The sequence below is a fragment of the Vannielia litorea genome, from assembly GCF_019801175.1.
Taxonomy (GTDB): domain Bacteria; phylum Pseudomonadota; class Alphaproteobacteria; order Rhodobacterales; family Rhodobacteraceae; genus Vannielia; species Vannielia litorea_B.
Genome location: NZ_JAHVJR010000001.1, coordinates 476,510 through 493,734, shown reverse-complemented (window position 1 = coordinate 493,734; position 17,225 = coordinate 476,510). Strand labels below are relative to the sequence as shown.

Here is a 17,225-nt window from a genome sequence, read left to right as displayed (position 1 = left end):
CCCTTCGCGCAAAGGTGAACTTATGAAAACTTTCGCGCAGAGGCGTAGAGCGAGACGGCCGCGGCGTTGGACACGTTGAGCGAACCGAAGGTCCCGGCGAAGGGAATTTTCACCAAATGGTCGCAGGTCTCGCGCGTGCGCTCCCGCAGGCCCGGCCCTTCGGCCCCGAGCACAAGACCGATGGCCGCGCCTTCGGGCAGGCTCTCCAATACGGGGTCCAGAACGGCATCTGCCTCACCTGCGAGGCCAAGCAGGGTAAACCCCGCGCTCTTCAGCTCCTCCATCGCGTCGGCAAGGTTGCGCACCCGCAGGTATGGTTGCCGCTCCAGAGCGCCGGAGGCGGTTTTGGCCAAGGCGCCGGTTTCGGGGGCCGAATGGCGGGCAGGTGCCACCACGGCGCGGGCACCGAACACCTCGGCCGAGCGCAGGATGGCGCCCACGTTGTGCGGGTCGGTCACGCGATCGAGCAGCACAACGAGGGGCCGGCCCTCACCTGCGATGCACCGGCTCTCGACGCTGCCCCAGTCCAGCGGCTTGACCTCTAGCGCCGCGCCCTGATGCACCGAGCCCGGATCGAGCGGCACCGGAAACTTGCGAGGATCGGCGATTTCAGGCTCGATCCCGGCGCCTTGCCAGCAAGCCTCCCCTAGCCGGTCGGCGGCGTTGCGGGTCAGCACGAGGCGCAGCTTCTCCCGCACGGGATTGGCCAGCGCATCGCGCACCGCATGCAGCCCGAAGAGCCACACCGTCTCTGCCGCGCTCGCCCTTTTGGCGCGCTCTTTGTCTACCACCCAGCTCGGTTTCTTTGCCACGCTACATCGCCTCCGCTTGCCGCGCCCCTGCATGGTCGCGACGCAAGAAAATCGCAAGGTTTTTCGCCTTGACGGGGGTGGGCGGGCTTTGTATTCCGCTCCGGCGTCGGGCGACGAGCTGCAAGGTGCGGCAGCGGACTGTAACTCCGCCGGGGAGACCCATGCCTGGTTCGATTCCAGGGTCGCCCACCACTCCCCCTCTACTTATCTAGTAACACCGTCAGTTGCCTGCTGCTCGCGCACCTGTGGTGATGAGCGACGGCGTGATCTGGCGCACGACGCGGCCCCAGCGGGTCACCGGCTGCTCCGCGACGAAGACCACATCATTCGGGCGCAACTCGAACCGGGCCGCGAGGGTGAAGTTGGCCGCATTGCGCCCGTCAAGGTGCCATGCGGTGACTGCTCCGAATTCGCGCGGGTCGGGCGAGGCGCGCAGCACGTAGATTTCCCGCACATTGCCGGTCTCGAGCGGAATGCCCCCTGCCCCCTCGAAGAGCGCATCGGCAAGGCTCGCTTGCCGCCCGAGCGGCAGCGGGAAGCGGGCCTGTGTCTGCACCTCGCCGGTCAAATACACGTAATCGCGCTCAACCGCGTCGAACTCTACCTGAGCCCGGTAGTTCTGCCGCGCCTCGTTAAGTGCGTCGCGGCGGATGGCAATTTCGGTCGACAGCTCGGCAAGAGCATCGCGGCGTTGTTGGCTGCGGAAGCCCGCGAGCGTGATCTGCTGCTCGAAATAGGCTTGGGCCTCCTCCAGCTCGTATTCGGTATCCACAAATACCGAGTCACCATCGACCAGCCGCACCCGCTTCAGGCCGGAGCGGGCGTAGAACTCCTTGAGCGGAATCTGATAGAGCGCCCCGTCGCGGTAGATGCGGATCGAGGTGTAATCCTGATCGGCGGCAGAGATGCCACCCGCCGTGGCGAGCGCCTGATCAAGATAGAGCGGGGTCAGCCGGATCGGCGCCACGCCGGGGTTGGAGACAGCGCCCCCCACCGAGACCTTCTGCGAGTTGAACTCGGCGATTTCGAGCGAGAAGGTCGGGTCGATCTGGGCTTCGACCAACCGTTGAAAAAGCGCATCCTCAGCGCTCTCGACCGTCATCCCCGCAATGCGGACACGCGCGACGCCGGGAATGTTGATGGAGCCGTCATCCTGCACGGTGTAGCCCTGCCGTGCGTTCTGGGCGGCGAGAAGCCCGGTTAGTTCCTCCACAGTATCGCCCGCCCGCGGCGTGGCCAGCAGCACCACGTCGCCCACGCCGATCGTGTAGGGGCCGGGGTTGGCTTGCGGCGGCAGGCGTGTTTCGAGCGTGCCGGGCCTGCTCGCACGGTCGATCACCGGCTCCGGCACCGGGCCGCCTGTGCGCAGCCCGCCGCCCGTGCCTGCCCCGGTCGAAAAGATCGCCGGAAGGGCCTTTGGCCGGTAGCGCGAGCGGTTGGCGAGCAGAGTGGTTTCGGCCGTGACCGGCACGACCCGCACGCGGGTGCCATCGGCCACGCCATCGTGCACCTTGGGGCTCTGGTAGGCCGTGCCGCAACCCGCGAGGGCCGCGATCAGGCAGAGCAGTCCGATTTTACGCATGTGTCCCCGTCCCTCGGTTTTTCTCACCACTCATTCGATCACCCGGCGCATCACCAGCGGCCCAGTCAGGTCGCCCGCCCATTGGCGGGATTGCAGCACCTCCCCCGAACCGGCGCTGAGCCAGTAGAGGTTGGTGAAACTCTGATCGAGGCTGCGGCAGTCTTCCTCCACCAGCGTGGTCGCCACCTGCGTGAGCGCTCCGGCACGAGTGCCGACCTGAATGCTCCGCCTGCCCCGCAGGGCGACGACGCACACGTAGCTGCGGGTGACCGCCTCGTTCTCGCCGTTCAGAAAGGTATGAAACCGCTCGGCTGTGCCGCTGCTGCGCCGGGCCACCAAGGCCAGGCTTTGTGACACGTCCGAACCAGCCATGTCGGCCCCGAGCCCAGCGGTGCCGACCAAGAGGCCGCGGCGGGTCTTGAGGACGACACCATCGCTGCTCACAAAACTCTCCACCCCATCCCGGATGACCTCACGCAGGGCGATGGTGGCGGTTTGGTCCTTCTCCACTGCAATCTGGAGCGCAGGGGTGCCGGACCGGAGCAGTTGGGCGTAGCGGGCCGTGGCCTGCGCGCGCGTCTGGTTGGGCGTCGGCGGGCCCTCGGACCCAACCCCAAGCCCGCCACAGGCGGCCAGCGTTACGCAGCTTGCGAGGGGCAGGAGCCATCGAACCACTGCCCCTATGTGCCTCGCCTCGGTCATCGCAGGAACTTGCCCCAGCTGTTGGTAATCTCCCGCCCACGAAACGGCTCCACCACGCCGTAGAGCCGGTTGCGCACGCCCAACCGGGCGCCACCGTCGCGCAAAACCGGGCGGACCGTCTGGCTGAGCTTGGCCCGTGACGGCTGCCCGGTGACCCAAGAGAGCGGCAGTTCGACGAAGATGCCCTTGTCGAAAGAACCCTCTCCGAAATCATCGAAGGAAACATCGGTGAACGTCGCAAAGGCCCCGACCTTCAGGCCGTTCTTGAACCGGCGATCCAGCGTAAGGGTCGCGCCCCAATCGCCCGCCAGATAGCGGCCTACATCGAGCTGGCCATGATAGCCGCTTCCGAGGTCGTAGTAGGCCGAGGCATGGCCGGTCCAGACCGTGTAATCCTGAAAGCCGAAGAGCTGGTCGAAGTCCCGCTGCACCGCGTAATTCAGCTCCGCCCCCAGCGCGAGACGGCTGTTGAGCGGGTACCAGAGCAGCTCGGCCGAGACCCCGCCGAACATCGGCTCGAGGTAACCAAGGGTCACGCGGCCGAACATGTCCTCAAGCGGGCGGAAGAAATATTCGGCCGTCAGGTGGCTGATCTGTAGGTCGGATTGCTGTGCATAGAGCACGGCATCGGAGCGCACATGGGGCAGCACGCTGTCAGATCGGCGGGTGGCATCGTCGATGGTGCTGGTGAGCGGCTTGCGGATCTGGCCCGAGAAGATGAGCCCCGGGCGCGGCTCCCACGCCGCGTTGAGCTGGATACCCAGTTCGTAGCGCAGCGGATCGTCAGGATCGAAGAGTGACACCGCCGCATAGGGAGAAAGCCCCCATGACAAGCGCGGATAGGCCCCCGCGACCGCGCCCAAGCGGCCAACTCCAAAGGCATCGGTGATCTGCGCGCGCGCCAGCATGTGCCACTCGCCTTCCAGCGCGTGTTCCTGCTCCTCAAGGTCGGCGCGCTCAACGGTGACTGTCGTCATTGGCATGCCCGCTTCAGTCAGTGTGACCTCGAAGCGCTCGACCGAGGGAGCAACCGTATTGGCCAAAACCCGCGCGGCACGCCCCACGGCCTGAGCGGTTGCGTCAAAGCGCAGGTTCTCGATCTGCACCCGCGCGGTACGAGCGCTGGCCTCATAGGACATCAACCGCAGCCCCTGCTCCCCGAGCCTGCCGCGCAAAGCCTCGCCGGCCGGGATGACCTGCCGCTCGGGGCTGCCGAGGTTCCAGCTTTGGCCCTCCACGGTGGAGCGCGGCAAAAGGCTCGGCGGTGCCGTCTCTTGCCCGCCGGGCGCACGCGGGTGCGCCGGATCGATCACGTAAGAGAACCGCACTCCGACGGTGTTGCCGTAGAGATAGTAGGCCCCCATATCGAGCCCGTTCCTGAACCGGTAATTGAGGCCGAAATTGTAGGGAGAGGCCTGCGGCGCCAGCCTGCCAGTGGTCTCCAGTGCATAGGTGTCGCTGGAGTATTCGGCCACCAACGTCAGCCGCTCCGTCGCGTGCCACTTGAGGCCCCCGAAAAAGGCGGCGTCGCCACGAAACCACTGGTCGAACCCGATTTCGCCTGTGCGCGTGTCCTGTTCGGGGCGCGTTTCAAACCGGTCATCCAGAACGCCCAGCGGGTTCCCAAACCCGCCCCGGCCCGCAAAGCGGCCCCATCCGACCCCGCCTGTCAGCTGGAGTGTTGGGGTCACGTATTTAGAGCCGACGAAATATTCGCCGCTGTAGATGCCTGTGCCGCCGAAGTCCCTTAGTCCGAGGGCAATCGCCGGCCAGTAAGCATCCTCCTCGCGGAGCAGGATATTGAGGTCGAAACTCCTGTCATATTCGGGAATGCCCGGTCCCGGATCGTTGCCCTGGGCGGCATAGCGGAATGACGCAGAGACGCGCGGTGAGAGCTGGAAGGTCAGCGTATGCCGCCAGATAGGCCCGTAGTTTGCCGTCGTCACGGCAAGGCTGCCATCCGGCAGGGCCTCGGCAGTGGGCATGTCGACGAGGCCGGGCGTGCCGTAGAACGAGAGGGTCTGGGCGGAGGCCGAAGGCGCAAGGGCCGAGGCGAGACCCGCTGCGAGGAGCCAGCCCAGCGCGGGGCGGCCAGAACAGGGATCAGCTCCGCGCGTAGACATCCTCGAACCGCACAATGTCATCCTCGCCCACATAAGTCCCGGTCTGCACTTCGATCAGCACCATCGGCACCTTGCCCGGGTTCTCCATCCGGTGTTTCGACCCCAGCGGGATGTAGACGGACTCATTTTCCGTCACGAGTTTGACTTGGTTGTCGATCGTCACCTGCGCCGTGCCCTCCACCACGATCCAGTGTTCCGAACGGTGGAAGTGGCTTTGCAACGAAAGCGCCGCGCCGGGATGCACTTGTATCCGTTTTACTTGAAAGCGGTCGCCCACCACGAGGCTCTCAAACCACCCCCAAGGGCGATGATCCTTTGGGAATTGCGTGGCCTGAGCGGCCTGCTTTTGCTTCAGCGCGGTGACCGCAAGTTTGACGTCCTGCGCACGGGAGGCATCCGCCACCAGAACGGCATCGTTCATCGCGATCGCCATGATATTCTTCAGACCGATGCCGACAACTTGCAGCCGGTCGCTATCGGATCGTAGCAGGGTATCGTCACAATCAATCGCGACGGCTTCTCCGGAGGTCACCACACCGCGCAAGTCGGCGTCGCTCTCTCGCCGGACGGCATCCCAATCACCAAGGTCCGACCAATGCCCGGTGAAGGGGACCACGGTGAGGTTGTCCGCCCGCTCCATCACCGCATAGTCGATGGAGATGTCTTGCGCGCCGCTCCATGCGTGGGGATCAAGGCGCAAGAACCCGAGGTCGGGCCTACCCTCGGCAACAGCCTCGCGAACTGGCTCAACCAGGTCTGGTGCATGGGTGGCGAAAGCTTCCAGCATGTCCTTGGCGCGGGCCAGAAAGATTCCGGCGTTCCATAGATAGGTGCCATCTGCCAGCAACCGCTCCGCGGTTTTCTGGTCCGGCTTTTCGACGAACCGAGTCAACGGATATGGTTTGGTCTTGCCATTCGGGGCTTCGGGCAGTTCGAGGTAGCCGTAGGCGGTTTCCGGATGTGTCGGCGTGATGCCGAAGGTTACGATCCGGCCCTCTTCGGCTGCAGCCAAGCCAGCCCGAACCGCGGCTTTGAAGGCATCCGTGTCGGGGATCAGGTGGTCAGAAGGGGCGACGAGCAGGATAGCGTCCGGGTTGTCCGTCAGCGCATGGAAGGTCGCGGCCAGCACGGCAGGCGCCGTGTTGCGCCCCTCCGGCTCAATGAGGATCGCACCCGGATCGATACCGGCTTCTGCGAGTTGCTCGGTGACGATGAAGCGAAAGTCGGAGGCAGTCACGACGATGGGGGCGGCAAACCCCGCGCCGGATGTGCGCTCCGCCGAGCGTTGAAACAGGGTCCGAGACCCTACGATCCTGGAGAACTGCTTGGGATAGGATTTCCGCGACAGGGGCCAGAGGCGGGTTCCCGAACCGCCACAGAGGATCACGGGGGTTATGTCCATTCAAATCGTCCGTTTTTCAAACCTGCGCTAAGACAGATTAGCGCCCCGTGCTGCGCAAAACCACGCCTGTCGTGCGCGCGATCAGGCTCAGGTCTGACCAGATGCCGAAAGAACGGGCGTATTGGGCATCCATCTGCACCCGGTCTGCGTATGAAATGTGATTGCGCCCCGTCACCTGCCACGGACCGGTGATGCCCGGCCGGACAGAAAGATAGGCTGCACGGGCGTTGCCATAGCGCTCCAATTCCTCGGCCACGACCGGCCGGGGGCCGACAAAGCTCATGTCGCCTCGCAGCACGTTCCATATCTGCGGTAGTTCGTCGAGGCTTGTCTTGCGCATGAAGTGGCCAAGCGCGGTCACGCGCGGGTCATCCTGAAGTTTGAAATCGCGCGCCCATTCGGCAGCAGCCGTGGGGTTGCTCGCGAGGTGTTCTCCAAGGCGGTTGTCCGCCCCGTTCACCATCGACCGGATCTTCCAGCAGCGAAAAGGCCTGCCGTTTTTGCCGATTCGGATGTGGCCGTAAAGGCTGGCGCCACCATCTCGGCGTACCAGCAAGCAGAGCGCAAAGATCACCGGCGCGACCAAGGGGAGAAGGGTAAGAGCCAGTGCAATATCGAGCAGGCGTTTGCCTCTGCGCCGATAGATCCCGGCATAACCGGCTATCTGGCCGGATATCTCAATTGGAACGGTGGCACCGATCTTTGCGACTTTCACCGAGCATCCCCCGAACCTGATTGTTTGTTCGCCGGCACTATTTTTCTGACCCATGAAATTGACACAGGGCCTTGACCGGTTTTCGGTAGAAACATTCTTGAGCCTGAAGCTTCTTTGGCTCCAGATCCGTCATCGTTTATGAAAGTCTTATTCTTAATAAAACGTTAACGGGCGCACTGGCGCAGGAATTTCCCAACTGCCAATTGCCATCCCGCATTCATCACAAACTTCGAACCGACCGGGCAGTTTCGTACCAACAAGCACCGGCACTCCCGCTTAACGCGAACCTGCCCGCTGCGGGCAGGCCTCGATGCCATGCCGGATCAGGACTTCACCCTTCATCCGATACAACCCCTTCGTGCGCATCCGCCCTTCAGCCATGTACCAATCCGCGATGGCCGGCGGGTAGTGGCTGGCGATTAGCCGTGAGAGAGACTCAAACTGAGCCGGACTCAGCCGACCGATCGCCATAGCGGGGCCGTGGAACCCAAAGGTCGTTTCCGGCGAGACACAGACATCATCCGCACCGAGAAACATCGTGCAGGTCGAGAAACAGACCCTGCCACGTATCTCAACACGCTGCCCGCGCGCCTTGATCTGCTGCAACTCGGCGAGTCGGGCGCGGATGAAGCCCCCCCTGTCACTGCCAATGACTACCGCGCCAGCGGATTGTGCCGCGACCGAGCCGGGAATTGTCACAAGCAACGACGAAACCACGAAAACCGAGAGAATACCGTAAGAACGCCGCAGTATGCGGCAGGCCGACCGAAGGCCGGTTGCAAGCTTACATTCCATGGAACACCACCTTTTCCTCGCCGCTGTGAGCGCAACTGCACGCTGCGCATCGCACGGCCACCCAATGCAGGGGGCAGTTGATCAGGTTGCGCTTAAGGCGAGGTTTATGGGTGCCGCAACAGAGCCGACAATTTGACTGAAGTCAGCATAGTGGCGAGCGCTCGATCAGCGGTCGAAGGTTCCCGTGGTGCCGGTCGTTCCCGTGGTGCCGGTCGTGCTGGGCGTTCCGCCTCCGGCTCCAAGGCCGCCGAGTGCCAGAAGCCCGGCGGGAACGGCTAGAAGCGGCGCGGCGTTGGTGGCGAGCCTTGGCACCGGAAGCATGGAGGGCTTGCACTCAGCGCGCTGAGTATTTGCGGGTGCGGTGCAGTCGATACCGCCTGTGGTTTGGGCATAGCCGGGGCACACACATACAACCATGGCGAACGAGAACCTTACGTATCGAAACTTCATCTTGGCCTCCATTTGGCACTCCTTTACCTAACACGGCTCCGGCGCTGAAAGAACCCTACACAACCTCCGGTATGCTTTTCGTAGATTCACCTCCTAGCATCTCCGGACCATCAGTACGAATTGCAAAGTTTCTCGACATTTTAGCCAATCTATCGCAATCACGGATTGTGCGGTGTGTATCAGGCCGCACCAGCACTGCGTTGCAAGCTCGCTCTGAATGTATCTCGCGAATAGGAGATCGGGGATCAGAATGCATCAGGACAAGGGAATTTCAGGCGCGAATGCGGGAGAGCAAAATCAGGCAATCCACCCGCGTGAAGACGACGTTATCGATCTTGGTGTGCTACTGGCCTCGCTGTGGCGGGGCAAATGGATCATCGCAATTTTTGCGGTGCTCGGGATTTTGGCCGGGGGTTATTACGCTTACGTTGCCGCCGTGCCGATCTACCGCGCGACCTCGGTCGTCATGCTGGAGACGGACCAACAATCGGTGGTTGATATCGAAAGCGTAGTCAGCGGGCTCTCCGCCGACACGGTGACGATCAACTCCGAGATCGAGGTGATGAAATCGCGCAGTCTGGCGGGTCGTGTATCGGACCGGTTGGACCTAGAGCAGAACCCCGAATTCAACAGCAGCCTGCGGGAGCCGAGCGCCTTTGCGCTGCTCAAATCGAAGATCCGCCCGCTCATTCTTGGCGAGCGGCCAACGGTGGAGCGCAGCGATGCTGAGCGGGCCGAACGGCAGCGCAACCGGGTCATTGATGCGCTGCTGGAGCGGGTCAGTGTCTCCAATGTAGTGAACAGCCTCGTATTCCGGATTCAGGCCAGCGCCGAGGATCCTGCTGTTGCCGCAGCCATCGCCGACACGCTCGCGGACCTTTACATCCTGAACCAGCTCGAAGTGAAGTTCGACGCCACCCAGAAAGCAACCTCGTGGCTTACCGGCCGTGTTGGAGAACTGCGCGTGGAGCTTGAAGCCGCCGAGGCCCGCCTTGCCGAATTCAGCGCTAATACGGAGCTTGTTTCGGCCGTATCTCTGCGCGCCATGGAACGGCAGCTCAAGGAATTGCGCGACCGGATCTCGCTCTCGGAAGAGAGCATCATCACCCAGGAAGCCCGGCTGGAGCGCCTTGTGGCTGCTGTGGGGCGAGAGGCGCAGGCCGCAGCGGCAGCGGACGACCAGCTTCGTCGATTCCTGCCTCAGGTGAGCGGCGACGCAACTATTGCCGATGCCTTCGACACCCGCTTCGCCCAACTGGTCGAGCGGGCGCGGCTGGACCTGAACCGCAGCACGCAGCAGGTCACGACGCTCCGCCAATCGGCTGCCGATCTGGCCGCGCGGATCGAGAGCCAGAGCGCAGATCTCATCGCGCTGCAGCAGCTTCAGCGCGAGGCCGAAGCAAGCCGGGCGCTCTACGAGTATTTTCTCGGGCGGCTCAAGGAGACCTCTGCGCAGGAAGGCATCCAACAGGCTGATAGCCGGATTCTCTCCAATGCTGTTATCCCCCAACTGCCTTCCGAACCGCGCAAAACGCGTATACTCGCACTGTCAGCCCTGCTCGGGCTGGTCCTCGGTGCCGGCCTTGTGCTGCTGCGGGAGGCGCGCAATCGCAGCTTCCGCAGTTCGGCAGAGTTGGAGGCGGCGACCGGCCTCAGCGTGCTGGGGCAGATCCCGCGCATCCCTGTGCGTTCGCGGGCCAAGCTGCTGGCGTATCTCAGAGCCAAACCCACTTCGAGCACCGCCGAGTCCTTCCGCAACTTGCGGACCTCAGTGCTGCTCTCCAACGTCGACGCGCCGCCCAAGGTGATCCTGTCGACCTCCTCGATCCCCGGTGAAGGTAAGACAACCAACGCCCTCGCCCTCGCCCAGAACCTCGTTGGCATGGGCAAGAAGGTGCTGCTGATCGAAGGCGACATCCGCCGCCGCACGCTGCACCAATACTTCGAAGCAGGCCCCGGGGAGGGCCTCGTTTCGCTCATCGCTGGCGAGGCGACGAAGGAACAAGCCATCTACGAGCCAGAGGGCATGGGCCTGCATGTGCTGATGGGGGAGAAGACGAGCGTCAATGCGGCGGACCTGTTCTCATCCAACAAGTTCCGCGATCTGATCGACGATCTGCGCGCGGATTTCGATGCCATCGTGATCGACACGCCGCCCGTGCTTATCGTGCCGGATGCGCGGATCATCTCGCAGCAGGTCGACGCCGTGCTCTTTACCGTGAAGTGGGATAGCACCTCGCCCGATCAGGTGCTCGAGGCGCTTCGACTGTTCCGGCAAGGCGACCAGAAGATCACCGGACTGATCCTCTCGCAGATCAATCCGCGTGGCATGAGGCGCTACGGCTACGGTGGAAGATACGGCGCTTACGGGGGCTACGGCTCGAAGTACTACGCCAATTGACCGGGACAGATGCGCAAAGAAAAAGGCCCGCGGCAGGGGTGCAGCGGGCCTTGGCTCAAGCGGGCCAGGTCAGCTGGCGAAGCTCTTCTCGATCTTGTCGAGCGTCTCCATCGCAGCGAGCGTTTCGGCCACCGATCCGTTGGGTGAGCGGCCTTCGCGGATTGCGGCAAAGAACTCGCGGTCGATCAGCTCGATCCCGTTGTCGGAGACGGCTACACCGCTAAGATCAATCGGGTTTTCCTTGCCGTCGTAGAGGTCGTCATACCGGGCGATGTAGGTGCCGTTATCGCAGATGTAGCGGAAGAAGGTGCCGAAGGGGCCATCGTTGTTGAACGACAGGCTCAAGGTGCAGATCGCGCCGGAGGGCACCTTCATGCCGATCGACATGTCCATCGCGATGCCGAGCTCCGGATGGTGCGGCCCTTGCAGACCGAAGGCCTCCGAGCAGGTCTCGCCGGTCTGGTACTGGAACAGGTCGACCGTGTGGCAGGCGTGGTGCCAGAGCAGGTGATCGGTCCAGCTCCGGGGCTCGCCCTTGGCGTTCATGTTGGACCGGCGGAAGAAGTAGGTCTGCACGTCCATCTGCTGGATCTTCAGCTCGCCTGCCTCGATCTTGTTGTGAATCCACTGGTGGCTCGGGTTGAACCGGCGGACCTGCCCGGCCATGGCGACCACGCCGGTCTCCTTTTGCTTCTCCACGAGGCGGCGGGAATCCTCCAGCGTGTCGGCCATCGGGATCTCGATGAGCACGTGCTTGCCAGCCTCCATGCAGGCCACGCCCTGATCGGCGTGCATCTGCGTGGGCGTGGCGAGGATGACTGCATCCACATCATCGCGGGCGATGCACTCTTCGAGCGTAGTCGCCGCATGGCCGATGCCCCGCTCTGCGGCCAGCGCCTCGATCTTCTCCTTGGTCGGCCCCATTACTGAAGTGACCTCGACATCGTCGATCGCCGCGAGGGCATCCAGATGCTTGATCCCAAAGGCCCCATAGGCCCCCGCTACACATACGCGCATTTGCTTTCCTTCCGCTGAATTAAGCGTGATTCTCCAAGATGATATGACCAACGGCCGTGTTCGAGGCCGGCACGTGGTAGTGCCGGTGAATCTCGGTGACCTTCTCGTCGAGCGCGCCGCGCATGACGAGCCACATCACCATCTCGATCCCCTCGGACCCGGTCTCCCGCAGATACTCCAGGTGGGTGATATCCGCCGCCGCTTCCGGGTCGTTCGCCATATAGTCGAGAAAGCGGTTGTCCCACTCGGGGTTGATCAGCCCGGCCCGCTCGGCCTGAAGCTGGTGGCTCATGCCGCCGGTGCCGAAGATCATCACGTTGAGGTCTTCGGGGTAGCTGTCGATCGCGCGGCGGATGGCCTTGCCGAGATTGTAGCAGCGGCGCCCGGTGGGGGCCGGATATTGCACCACGTTCACCGCCAGCGGCACCACGAGGCAGGGCCACTCGTCATCGACCCCGTGCTCCCCGAACATGACCGAAAGCGGCACGGTGAGGCCGTGGTCTACTTCCATCTCGTTCATGATCGTCAGGTCGAACTCGTCGAGAATGACCGATTGGGCGATGTGGCTCGAGAGCTTCTGATGCCCCTTCACAACCGGCACCGGGCGCGGGCCCCAGCCCTCGTCGGCGGGCTGGTACTCGGCAGCGCAGCCGAGCGCAAAGGTGGGGATGCATGAGGCATCAAAGGCCGTGCAATGATCGTTATAGACCAAGAAAATAACGTCGGGCTTGTTTTCCTTCATCCACTCGCGGCTCTTGGTGAAGCCCTCGAAAAGGGGCTGCCAATAGGGCTGCTCGGTGATGCCGGTGTCCATTGCCACGCCGATGGCGGGCACGTGGCTGCATGCCACGCCTGCGGTGATCCGCGCCATTATTTCTTCTCCCATTCCGATTTGCTGCGGTTGCCCTCAATGGACCGACCGCCGTGGAGCATCATGTCGCGGTATTCATCCCGGCTGACGCCCGTCATCATCGCGGCGAGATCCTGAAAGGTGATCCCGTCGAAGGCCGCGAGCTTGCTGGTGTAGTAGATGTTACCGCCCAGCTCGAGCAGCCGGTTCCAGGCGCGGTCACGGATGGCCTGCTTCTGGTCTTCCGTCATCGGGAAGCGGCTCATGTATTCCTCGGGGTCCGACTTCATCGCGTCCCGCGCTTTTTGCGTGCGGAGCGAGATACAGAACTGGTTGAGGTGATACCCCTCCCGCGAACGATCGGCATCGAAGACGTAAGTCCCCGGAATGTCGTCATATTCCTTTTCGTCTCTCATGACGTCCTCCCTATTCGGCGGCACGGGGCGTGCCCGCCATGGCGTTGCTGATCCGGTCGGCGCGACCGGCGTACTCTTCGGGGCCATCCGCGAGGCGGAGGCTCAGGTCCCCTGTCCGCTGTTGCCATGCCACGGTGGCGTGGGACATGTCGGCGGGCAATCCGAGTTCTTCGACCGTGCGCGCCACTTCGCGCATCTCCGCCGCGCGGCGCAGGCCGTGGGTGGTGGCGCGCTCCATGTTGTAGGCAGCGCGCGTGGGCCAGTTCCAGCCGGGCATGGAGGCGTCGAGCGAGGCCAGCACGGCCTCGTCCACCCCGGCGCGGCGGCCTGCAAGCAGGCACTCCAGCGTCAGGGCCTCGATACCCTTGATCATGACCGAGCGGACCATCTTGGTGGCACTGGCGATACCCACGTCTGGCCCAGCGATTTGCGCCTCCATATCAAGGCCGTGGAGACATTCGACGGCGGCCTGGGTGTGGGGGCCAGAGATCAGAAGCGGGGTGTGGTGCAGCTTGGGGTGCACCGGCGCCATGACGGCCACATCCACGTAGCGGATGCCCTGCGCTTCCAGCGCCGCCGCACTATGGCGTTTGGCGCCGGGGCTGCAGGAGTTGCAGTCGAAGAACAGCGTTCCGGGGGCCAGAACGGCGGCGGCGTCCTGCGCGGCGGCTTCGGCATGGTCCGCCGTGACGAGACTGAAGACCGCGCCGGAGCCGGAGAGCGTGGTGAGGCCCTCCACGCCATGCGCGGCGTAGTCGGCGCGTTTGGCCTCGGCAGTGTCTGGCGAATTTGTTTTGATATCAAAGGCGGAGAGATCGGCAGGCACGCCAGCCGCTTTCCAGCCCGCCGTAAAGGCCTGACCCGCTTCGCCGAAGCCAAGCAGAACAACCGGTATCCGGTTTGAAACCTTTGCATTATCAGACATTTGCGCCACCTCCTCGTGACGGGGGAGTCTCTATCAAGTTTCGGCGCTGGCGAAAAATCGAAAGGCGGGACGAGCCATTCAATTATTCAATAGAACAGCTGTCCGACAGACCGGCGCAGACCCTGCGCAGATGTTCGATCAGCCGGGCTTGCGCGGGCGTGGGGTGCCACGATTTGCGGAAGGTCAGGCCGATGGTGCGCTTGTTGCCTTCCAGCGGGATCGGGAGGGTGGTGAGCACGCCAAGCTCTTCCTCCATCTCAATCTGGCGGCTGGACATGATGGTGAGATAGGGGCCTCGCCGCATGAGACCGCGCACCAGCACCAAAGAGGAGGAGACGATCTTGACCGGGGTGCCGGGGAGGGTGTCGATCTTCAGCGTGTCGAAGAGGTAGGAGCCCGCGGGCGTGGGCTTGGGCGGGGCGATCCAGGGGTAGCGAAGGGCATCTTCGAGGGTGACAGTCGCCTCGCCCGCCAGCGGGTGATCCTTGCTGGCGACCACGGAGAGCGGGTCGTCGAAGAGCGCCTCTTGCGAGACGTCATCGGCGGGCGGGGGCTGACGGAGCGCGCCGATCATGAAGTCGATCTCGCCAAACCGCAGGCCGCGCAGCAGGTCGGGATAGGGGCCTTCCACCGTGCGGATTTGAGGCGCGCTGGGGGCAGAAGTGATAACATCGTCAATCACTTGCGGCAGGATCGACGAGCGGGCCAGCGGCATGGCCCCAATCACGATGGTGGTGGCCTCCCTGCCCTGCTCCTCGGCGATCTCGAAGACCGCTTGCCGCAACTCGGCCGCCGCAAGGCGAGCCTGCCGCGCAAGGATTTCTCCGGGCAGGGTCAGGGCCACGCCGCGGCGGTTGGTCTCGAACAGGCGGATGCCCGCAAGGCGCTGCATGTCCTTGGCGGCGCGGTGCACGGAGGGCTGGGACACGCCCAGCGCGCGGGCGGCCTGCGAGTAGTTGCCGGCACTGGCCATGGCCAGCAGCGTGCGCAGATGAACCGGCGTCAGCGCGCCGTGAAAATCCTTGCGGACGGGCCCCTCCTCGCCAGATTTCTCATCGCGGCTGGCGCGGCGCACGGCCTCAGCCGCGCCCTCGCGCAACAGGTCGATCATCCGCTCCGCGCGTACCAGAAAGAGCTGCCCCGCACGGGTGCAATACATGCCGTCAGGGCGCCGGTCAAAAAGCTTGACGCTCAGATTTTTCTCAATCTTTGCAATGGCATGGGTCACCGCAGGCTGACTAAGATGGACCACATCGGCTGCCAGCGCGACGCGCTTCAGCCGGGCGGTTTCGACTACGGCCTGGAGGTGGCGGATGTTGGGAAATTCCATGAGGCGGCGCCGGGAGCAAGGATATCCGATTTTCATAAGCTATAGCAAAAATCGATTGGTGCCGCCAAGGTTGGAATTTCCGCACATGCTCCCTGCCCCTTAGAACCCTCCGCAAGGCAGGGCCGTCGGAGGCCGTGCAGCAGGAGGATAGCGACCCATGAGTGACAAGAAGACAGCGCTGGTCATCAGCGCCCATTCCGCCGATTTCGTCTGGCGCGCAGGCGGGGCCATCGCCCTGCACCAGTCCAAGGGCTACGAGGTTACCGTGGTTTGCTTGAGCTATGGTGAACGCGGCGAGAGCGCGAAGCTCTGGAAGCAGGAGGGCATGACCCTCGAAAAGGTAAAGGTCGCCCGTCAGGAAGAGGCCGAGAATGCCGCCGCCGCGCTTGGCGTGAACGACATTCGCTTCCTCGACCGGGGCGACTATCCGCTCGATCTGGGCCGCGAGACGCTGGAGCAGATGGTGGACATCATCCGCGAAGTGCAGCCCAAGTTCATGTTTTCGCACTCGAAATGGGACCCCTACAACACCGACCACATGCGCACGACCGATTTTGCGCTGGAGGCGCGGATGGTGGCGCAGGCCTGGGGCCATAACCCCGGCCAGAAGGTGCTGGGCGCGCCGCAGCTTTACCTGTTCGAGCCGCATCAGACCGAGCAGATGGAATGGCGGCCCAACGTGTTCCTCGACATCACCCCGGTGTGGGACAAGAAATGGGCCGCGATCCAGTGCATGCAGGGGCAGGAGCACCTGTGGCACTTCTACGAGAACGTGGCCGAGAACCGGGGCAACCACTTCCGCCGGAATTCCGGGGGCCAGTCGGGCGGGCGGGATTGCCGCTATGCCGAGGGCTTCCAGTCGATCTTCCCGCGCACGGTGGATGAACTGGAATGAGCTATCAGCCGGGCACCACGGGCGTTGTCGTCCAAAATATCGAGCGGGCTGACCCTCAAGTCATTGACGGGCTTGCAGAATGTGGCGTGGCCACAGTGCATGAGGCGCAGGGCCGCAAGGGCCTGCTGGCCGCCTACATGCGCCCGATCTACACCGGCGCACGGGTGGCGGGCTCTGCCGTGACCATCCTCGCTCCGCCCTGCGACAACTGGATGATCCACGTCGCGATCGAGCAGATTCAGGCGGGCGATATCCTGTGCCTCGGCACGATCACCCCCTCCAACGCGGGCTATTTCGGCGACCTGCTGGCCACCTCGGCGCAGACGCGGGGCTGCCGCGGGCTGGTGATCGACGCAGGCGTTAGAGACGTTAAAGACCTGACGGAAATGGATTTTCCGGTCTGGTCTAAGGCGGTGTTCGCGCAGGGAACGATCAAGGAAACCCTCGGCTCGGTGAACGTGCCGGTGGTTTGCGCCGAAGAGATGGTGAACCCCGGAGACGTGCTGGTCGCCGATGATGACGGGGTCGTCGTCGTCCGCCGGGAAGAGGCCGCAGAGGTGCTGGAAAAGGCGCGCGCACGGGAGGCCAACGAGGCCTCCAAACGGGCGCGGTTCGAGGCCGGAGAACTGGGGCTCGACATCTATTCGATGCGCGAGCGTCTGGAGAAAGCCGGATTGAAATATGTTTGAGGGGAATCTCGCTGCAGCGCCGAAAGGTATCTGAGCACCCCAGCACAACTGATGCACATCTGATGCACATTCCATGCATATCGCAGGTGCAGCATATTAAGATTTCTCACCCGCACCGCAC

16 protein-coding genes and 1 tRNA gene are annotated in these 17,225 nt (G+C 63.5%); 4 read left to right on the top strand and 13 right to left on the bottom strand.

Features of this window, described 5'->3' with window-relative positions; genetic code table 11:
• Window positions 1–20: 20 nt before the first annotated feature.
• Complete coding sequence (gene rlmB / locus KUV38_RS02445) at window positions 21–812, bottom strand: 23S rRNA (guanosine(2251)-2'-O)-methyltransferase RlmB (protein WP_315898587.1); 792 nt, start codon at window positions 810–812, stop codon at window positions 21–23.
• Between the two features lie 108 nt (window positions 813–920).
• Between rlmB and KUV38_RS02440 the strand changes: the two genes are divergently transcribed.
• Window positions 921–1,004: transfer RNA gene (locus KUV38_RS02440), tRNA-Tyr, on the top strand.
• 28 nt (window positions 1,005–1,032) lie between these two features.
• Here the strand turns inward: KUV38_RS02440 and KUV38_RS02435 are convergent.
• The 7 genes from KUV38_RS02435 to KUV38_RS02405 form a co-directional block, all read right to left on the bottom strand.
• The gene (locus KUV38_RS02435) at window positions 1,033–2,394 is read right to left on the bottom strand and encodes a polysaccharide biosynthesis/export family protein (protein WP_222468527.1); all 1,362 of its coding nucleotides are present in this window, start codon (window positions 2,392–2,394) and stop codon (window positions 1,033–1,035) included.
• Between the two features lie 30 nt (window positions 2,395–2,424).
• Window positions 2,425–3,069: a YjbF family lipoprotein gene (locus KUV38_RS02430; RefSeq protein ID WP_222468526.1), complete on the bottom strand. Its 645-nt coding sequence runs from the start codon at window positions 3,067–3,069 to the stop codon at window positions 2,425–2,427.
• Window positions 3,070–3,092: 23 nt separating this feature from the next.
• Complete coding sequence (locus KUV38_RS02425; RefSeq protein ID WP_222468525.1) at window positions 3,093–5,219, bottom strand: YjbH domain-containing protein; 2,127 nt, start codon at window positions 5,217–5,219, stop codon at window positions 3,093–3,095.
• On the bottom strand, window positions 5,200–6,621 hold the full coding sequence (locus KUV38_RS02420) for a mannose-1-phosphate guanylyltransferase/mannose-6-phosphate isomerase (RefSeq protein ID WP_222468524.1): 1,422 nt from the start codon (window positions 6,619–6,621) through the stop codon (window positions 5,200–5,202). The genes KUV38_RS02425 and KUV38_RS02420 overlap by 20 nt, the downstream gene beginning before the upstream one ends.
• A gap of 37 nt (window positions 6,622–6,658) precedes the next feature.
• Complete coding sequence (locus KUV38_RS02415; protein WP_315898586.1) at window positions 6,659–7,336, bottom strand: sugar transferase; 678 nt, start codon at window positions 7,334–7,336, stop codon at window positions 6,659–6,661.
• Window positions 7,337–7,612: 276 nt separating this feature from the next.
• On the bottom strand, window positions 7,613–8,131 hold the full coding sequence (locus KUV38_RS02410) for a hypothetical protein (RefSeq protein WP_222468522.1): 519 nt from the start codon (window positions 8,129–8,131) through the stop codon (window positions 7,613–7,615).
• A gap of 165 nt (window positions 8,132–8,296) precedes the next feature.
• On the bottom strand, window positions 8,297–8,593 hold the full coding sequence (locus KUV38_RS02405) for a hypothetical protein (protein ID WP_222468521.1): 297 nt from the start codon (window positions 8,591–8,593) through the stop codon (window positions 8,297–8,299).
• 238 nt (window positions 8,594–8,831) lie between these two features.
• On the opposite strand from KUV38_RS02405, the gene KUV38_RS02400 reads away from it, so the two are divergent.
• On the top strand, window positions 8,832–10,982 hold the full coding sequence (locus KUV38_RS02400; protein WP_222468520.1) for a polysaccharide biosynthesis tyrosine autokinase: 2,151 nt from the start codon (window positions 8,832–8,834) through the stop codon (window positions 10,980–10,982).
• 69 nt (window positions 10,983–11,051) lie between these two features.
• Here the strand turns inward: KUV38_RS02400 and KUV38_RS02395 are convergent, their stop codons facing one another.
• The 5 genes from KUV38_RS02395 to KUV38_RS02375 all read right to left on the bottom strand — a co-directional run bounded on the left by KUV38_RS02395 (window position 11,052) and on the right by KUV38_RS02375 (window position 15,520).
• A complete protein-coding gene (locus KUV38_RS02395) occupies window positions 11,052–11,999 on the bottom strand; it encodes a Gfo/Idh/MocA family oxidoreductase (protein ID WP_222468519.1) in 948 nt (315 codons plus the stop codon).
• A 19-nt stretch (window positions 12,000–12,018) separates the two neighbouring features.
• On the bottom strand, window positions 12,019–12,870 hold the full coding sequence (locus KUV38_RS02390; RefSeq protein ID WP_222468518.1) for a class III extradiol dioxygenase subunit beta: 852 nt from the start codon (window positions 12,868–12,870) through the stop codon (window positions 12,019–12,021).
• On the bottom strand, window positions 12,870–13,265 hold the full coding sequence (gene ligA / locus KUV38_RS02385; RefSeq protein WP_222468517.1) for a protocatechuate 4,5-dioxygenase subunit alpha: 396 nt from the start codon (window positions 13,263–13,265) through the stop codon (window positions 12,870–12,872). Before ligA ends, KUV38_RS02390 begins: the two co-directional genes overlap by 1 nt.
• A 10-nt stretch (window positions 13,266–13,275) precedes the next feature.
• Complete coding sequence (locus tag KUV38_RS02380) at window positions 13,276–14,190, bottom strand: NAD(P)-dependent oxidoreductase (RefSeq protein ID WP_222468516.1); 915 nt, start codon at window positions 14,188–14,190, stop codon at window positions 13,276–13,278.
• An 82-nt stretch (window positions 14,191–14,272) separates the two neighbouring features.
• Window positions 14,273–15,520, bottom strand: a complete 1,248-nt coding sequence (locus KUV38_RS02375) for a LysR family transcriptional regulator (RefSeq protein WP_222468515.1) — start codon at window positions 15,518–15,520, stop codon at window positions 14,273–14,275.
• A 157-nt stretch (window positions 15,521–15,677) separates the two neighbouring features.
• On the opposite strand from KUV38_RS02375, the gene KUV38_RS02370 reads away from it, so the two are divergent.
• The gene (locus KUV38_RS02370; RefSeq protein ID WP_222468514.1) at window positions 15,678–16,415 is read left to right on the top strand and encodes a PIG-L deacetylase family protein; all 738 of its coding nucleotides are present in this window, start codon (window positions 15,678–15,680) and stop codon (window positions 16,413–16,415) included.
• The gene (gene ligK / locus KUV38_RS02365; RefSeq protein ID WP_222468513.1) at window positions 16,412–17,104 is read left to right on the top strand and encodes a 4-carboxy-4-hydroxy-2-oxoadipate aldolase/oxaloacetate decarboxylase; all 693 of its coding nucleotides are present in this window, start codon (window positions 16,412–16,414) and stop codon (window positions 17,102–17,104) included. Before KUV38_RS02370 ends, ligK begins: the two co-directional genes overlap by 4 nt.
• Window positions 17,105–17,225 lie beyond the last annotated feature (121 nt).

Coding starts and splice junctions, on each gene's coding strand:
- KUV38_RS02435 (WP_222468527.1), bottom strand. CDS start 2,394: ATGCGTAAAATCGGACTGCTCTGCCTGATCGCGGCCCTCGCGGGTTGC.
- KUV38_RS02425 (WP_222468525.1), bottom strand. CDS start 5,219: ATGTCTACGCGCGGAGCTGATCCCTGTTCTGGCCGCCCCGCGCTGGGC.
- KUV38_RS02420 (WP_222468524.1), bottom strand. CDS start 6,621: ATGGACATAACCCCCGTGATCCTCTGTGGCGGTTCGGGAACCCGCCTC.
- KUV38_RS02410 (WP_222468522.1), bottom strand. CDS start 8,131: ATGGAATGTAAGCTTGCAACCGGCCTTCGGTCGGCCTGCCGCATACTG.
- KUV38_RS02405 (WP_222468521.1), bottom strand. CDS start 8,593: ATGGAGGCCAAGATGAAGTTTCGATACGTAAGGTTCTCGTTCGCCATG.
- KUV38_RS02400 (WP_222468520.1), top strand. CDS start 8,832: ATGCATCAGGACAAGGGAATTTCAGGCGCGAATGCGGGAGAGCAAAAT.
- KUV38_RS02395 (WP_222468519.1), bottom strand. CDS start 11,999: ATGCGCGTATGTGTAGCGGGGGCCTATGGGGCCTTTGGGATCAAGCAT.
- KUV38_RS02390 (WP_222468518.1), bottom strand. CDS start 12,870: ATGGCGCGGATCACCGCAGGCGTGGCATGCAGCCACGTGCCCGCCATC.
- ligA (WP_222468517.1), bottom strand. CDS start 13,265: ATGAGAGACGAAAAGGAATATGACGACATTCCGGGGACTTACGTCTTC.
- KUV38_RS02380 (WP_222468516.1), bottom strand. CDS start 14,190: ATGTCTGATAATGCAAAGGTTTCAAACCGGATACCGGTTGTTCTGCTT.
- KUV38_RS02375 (WP_222468515.1), bottom strand. CDS start 15,520: ATGGAATTTCCCAACATCCGCCACCTCCAGGCCGTAGTCGAAACCGCC.
- KUV38_RS02370 (WP_222468514.1), top strand. CDS start 15,678: ATGAGTGACAAGAAGACAGCGCTGGTCATCAGCGCCCATTCCGCCGAT.
- ligK (WP_222468513.1), top strand. CDS start 16,412: ATGAGCTATCAGCCGGGCACCACGGGCGTTGTCGTCCAAAATATCGAG.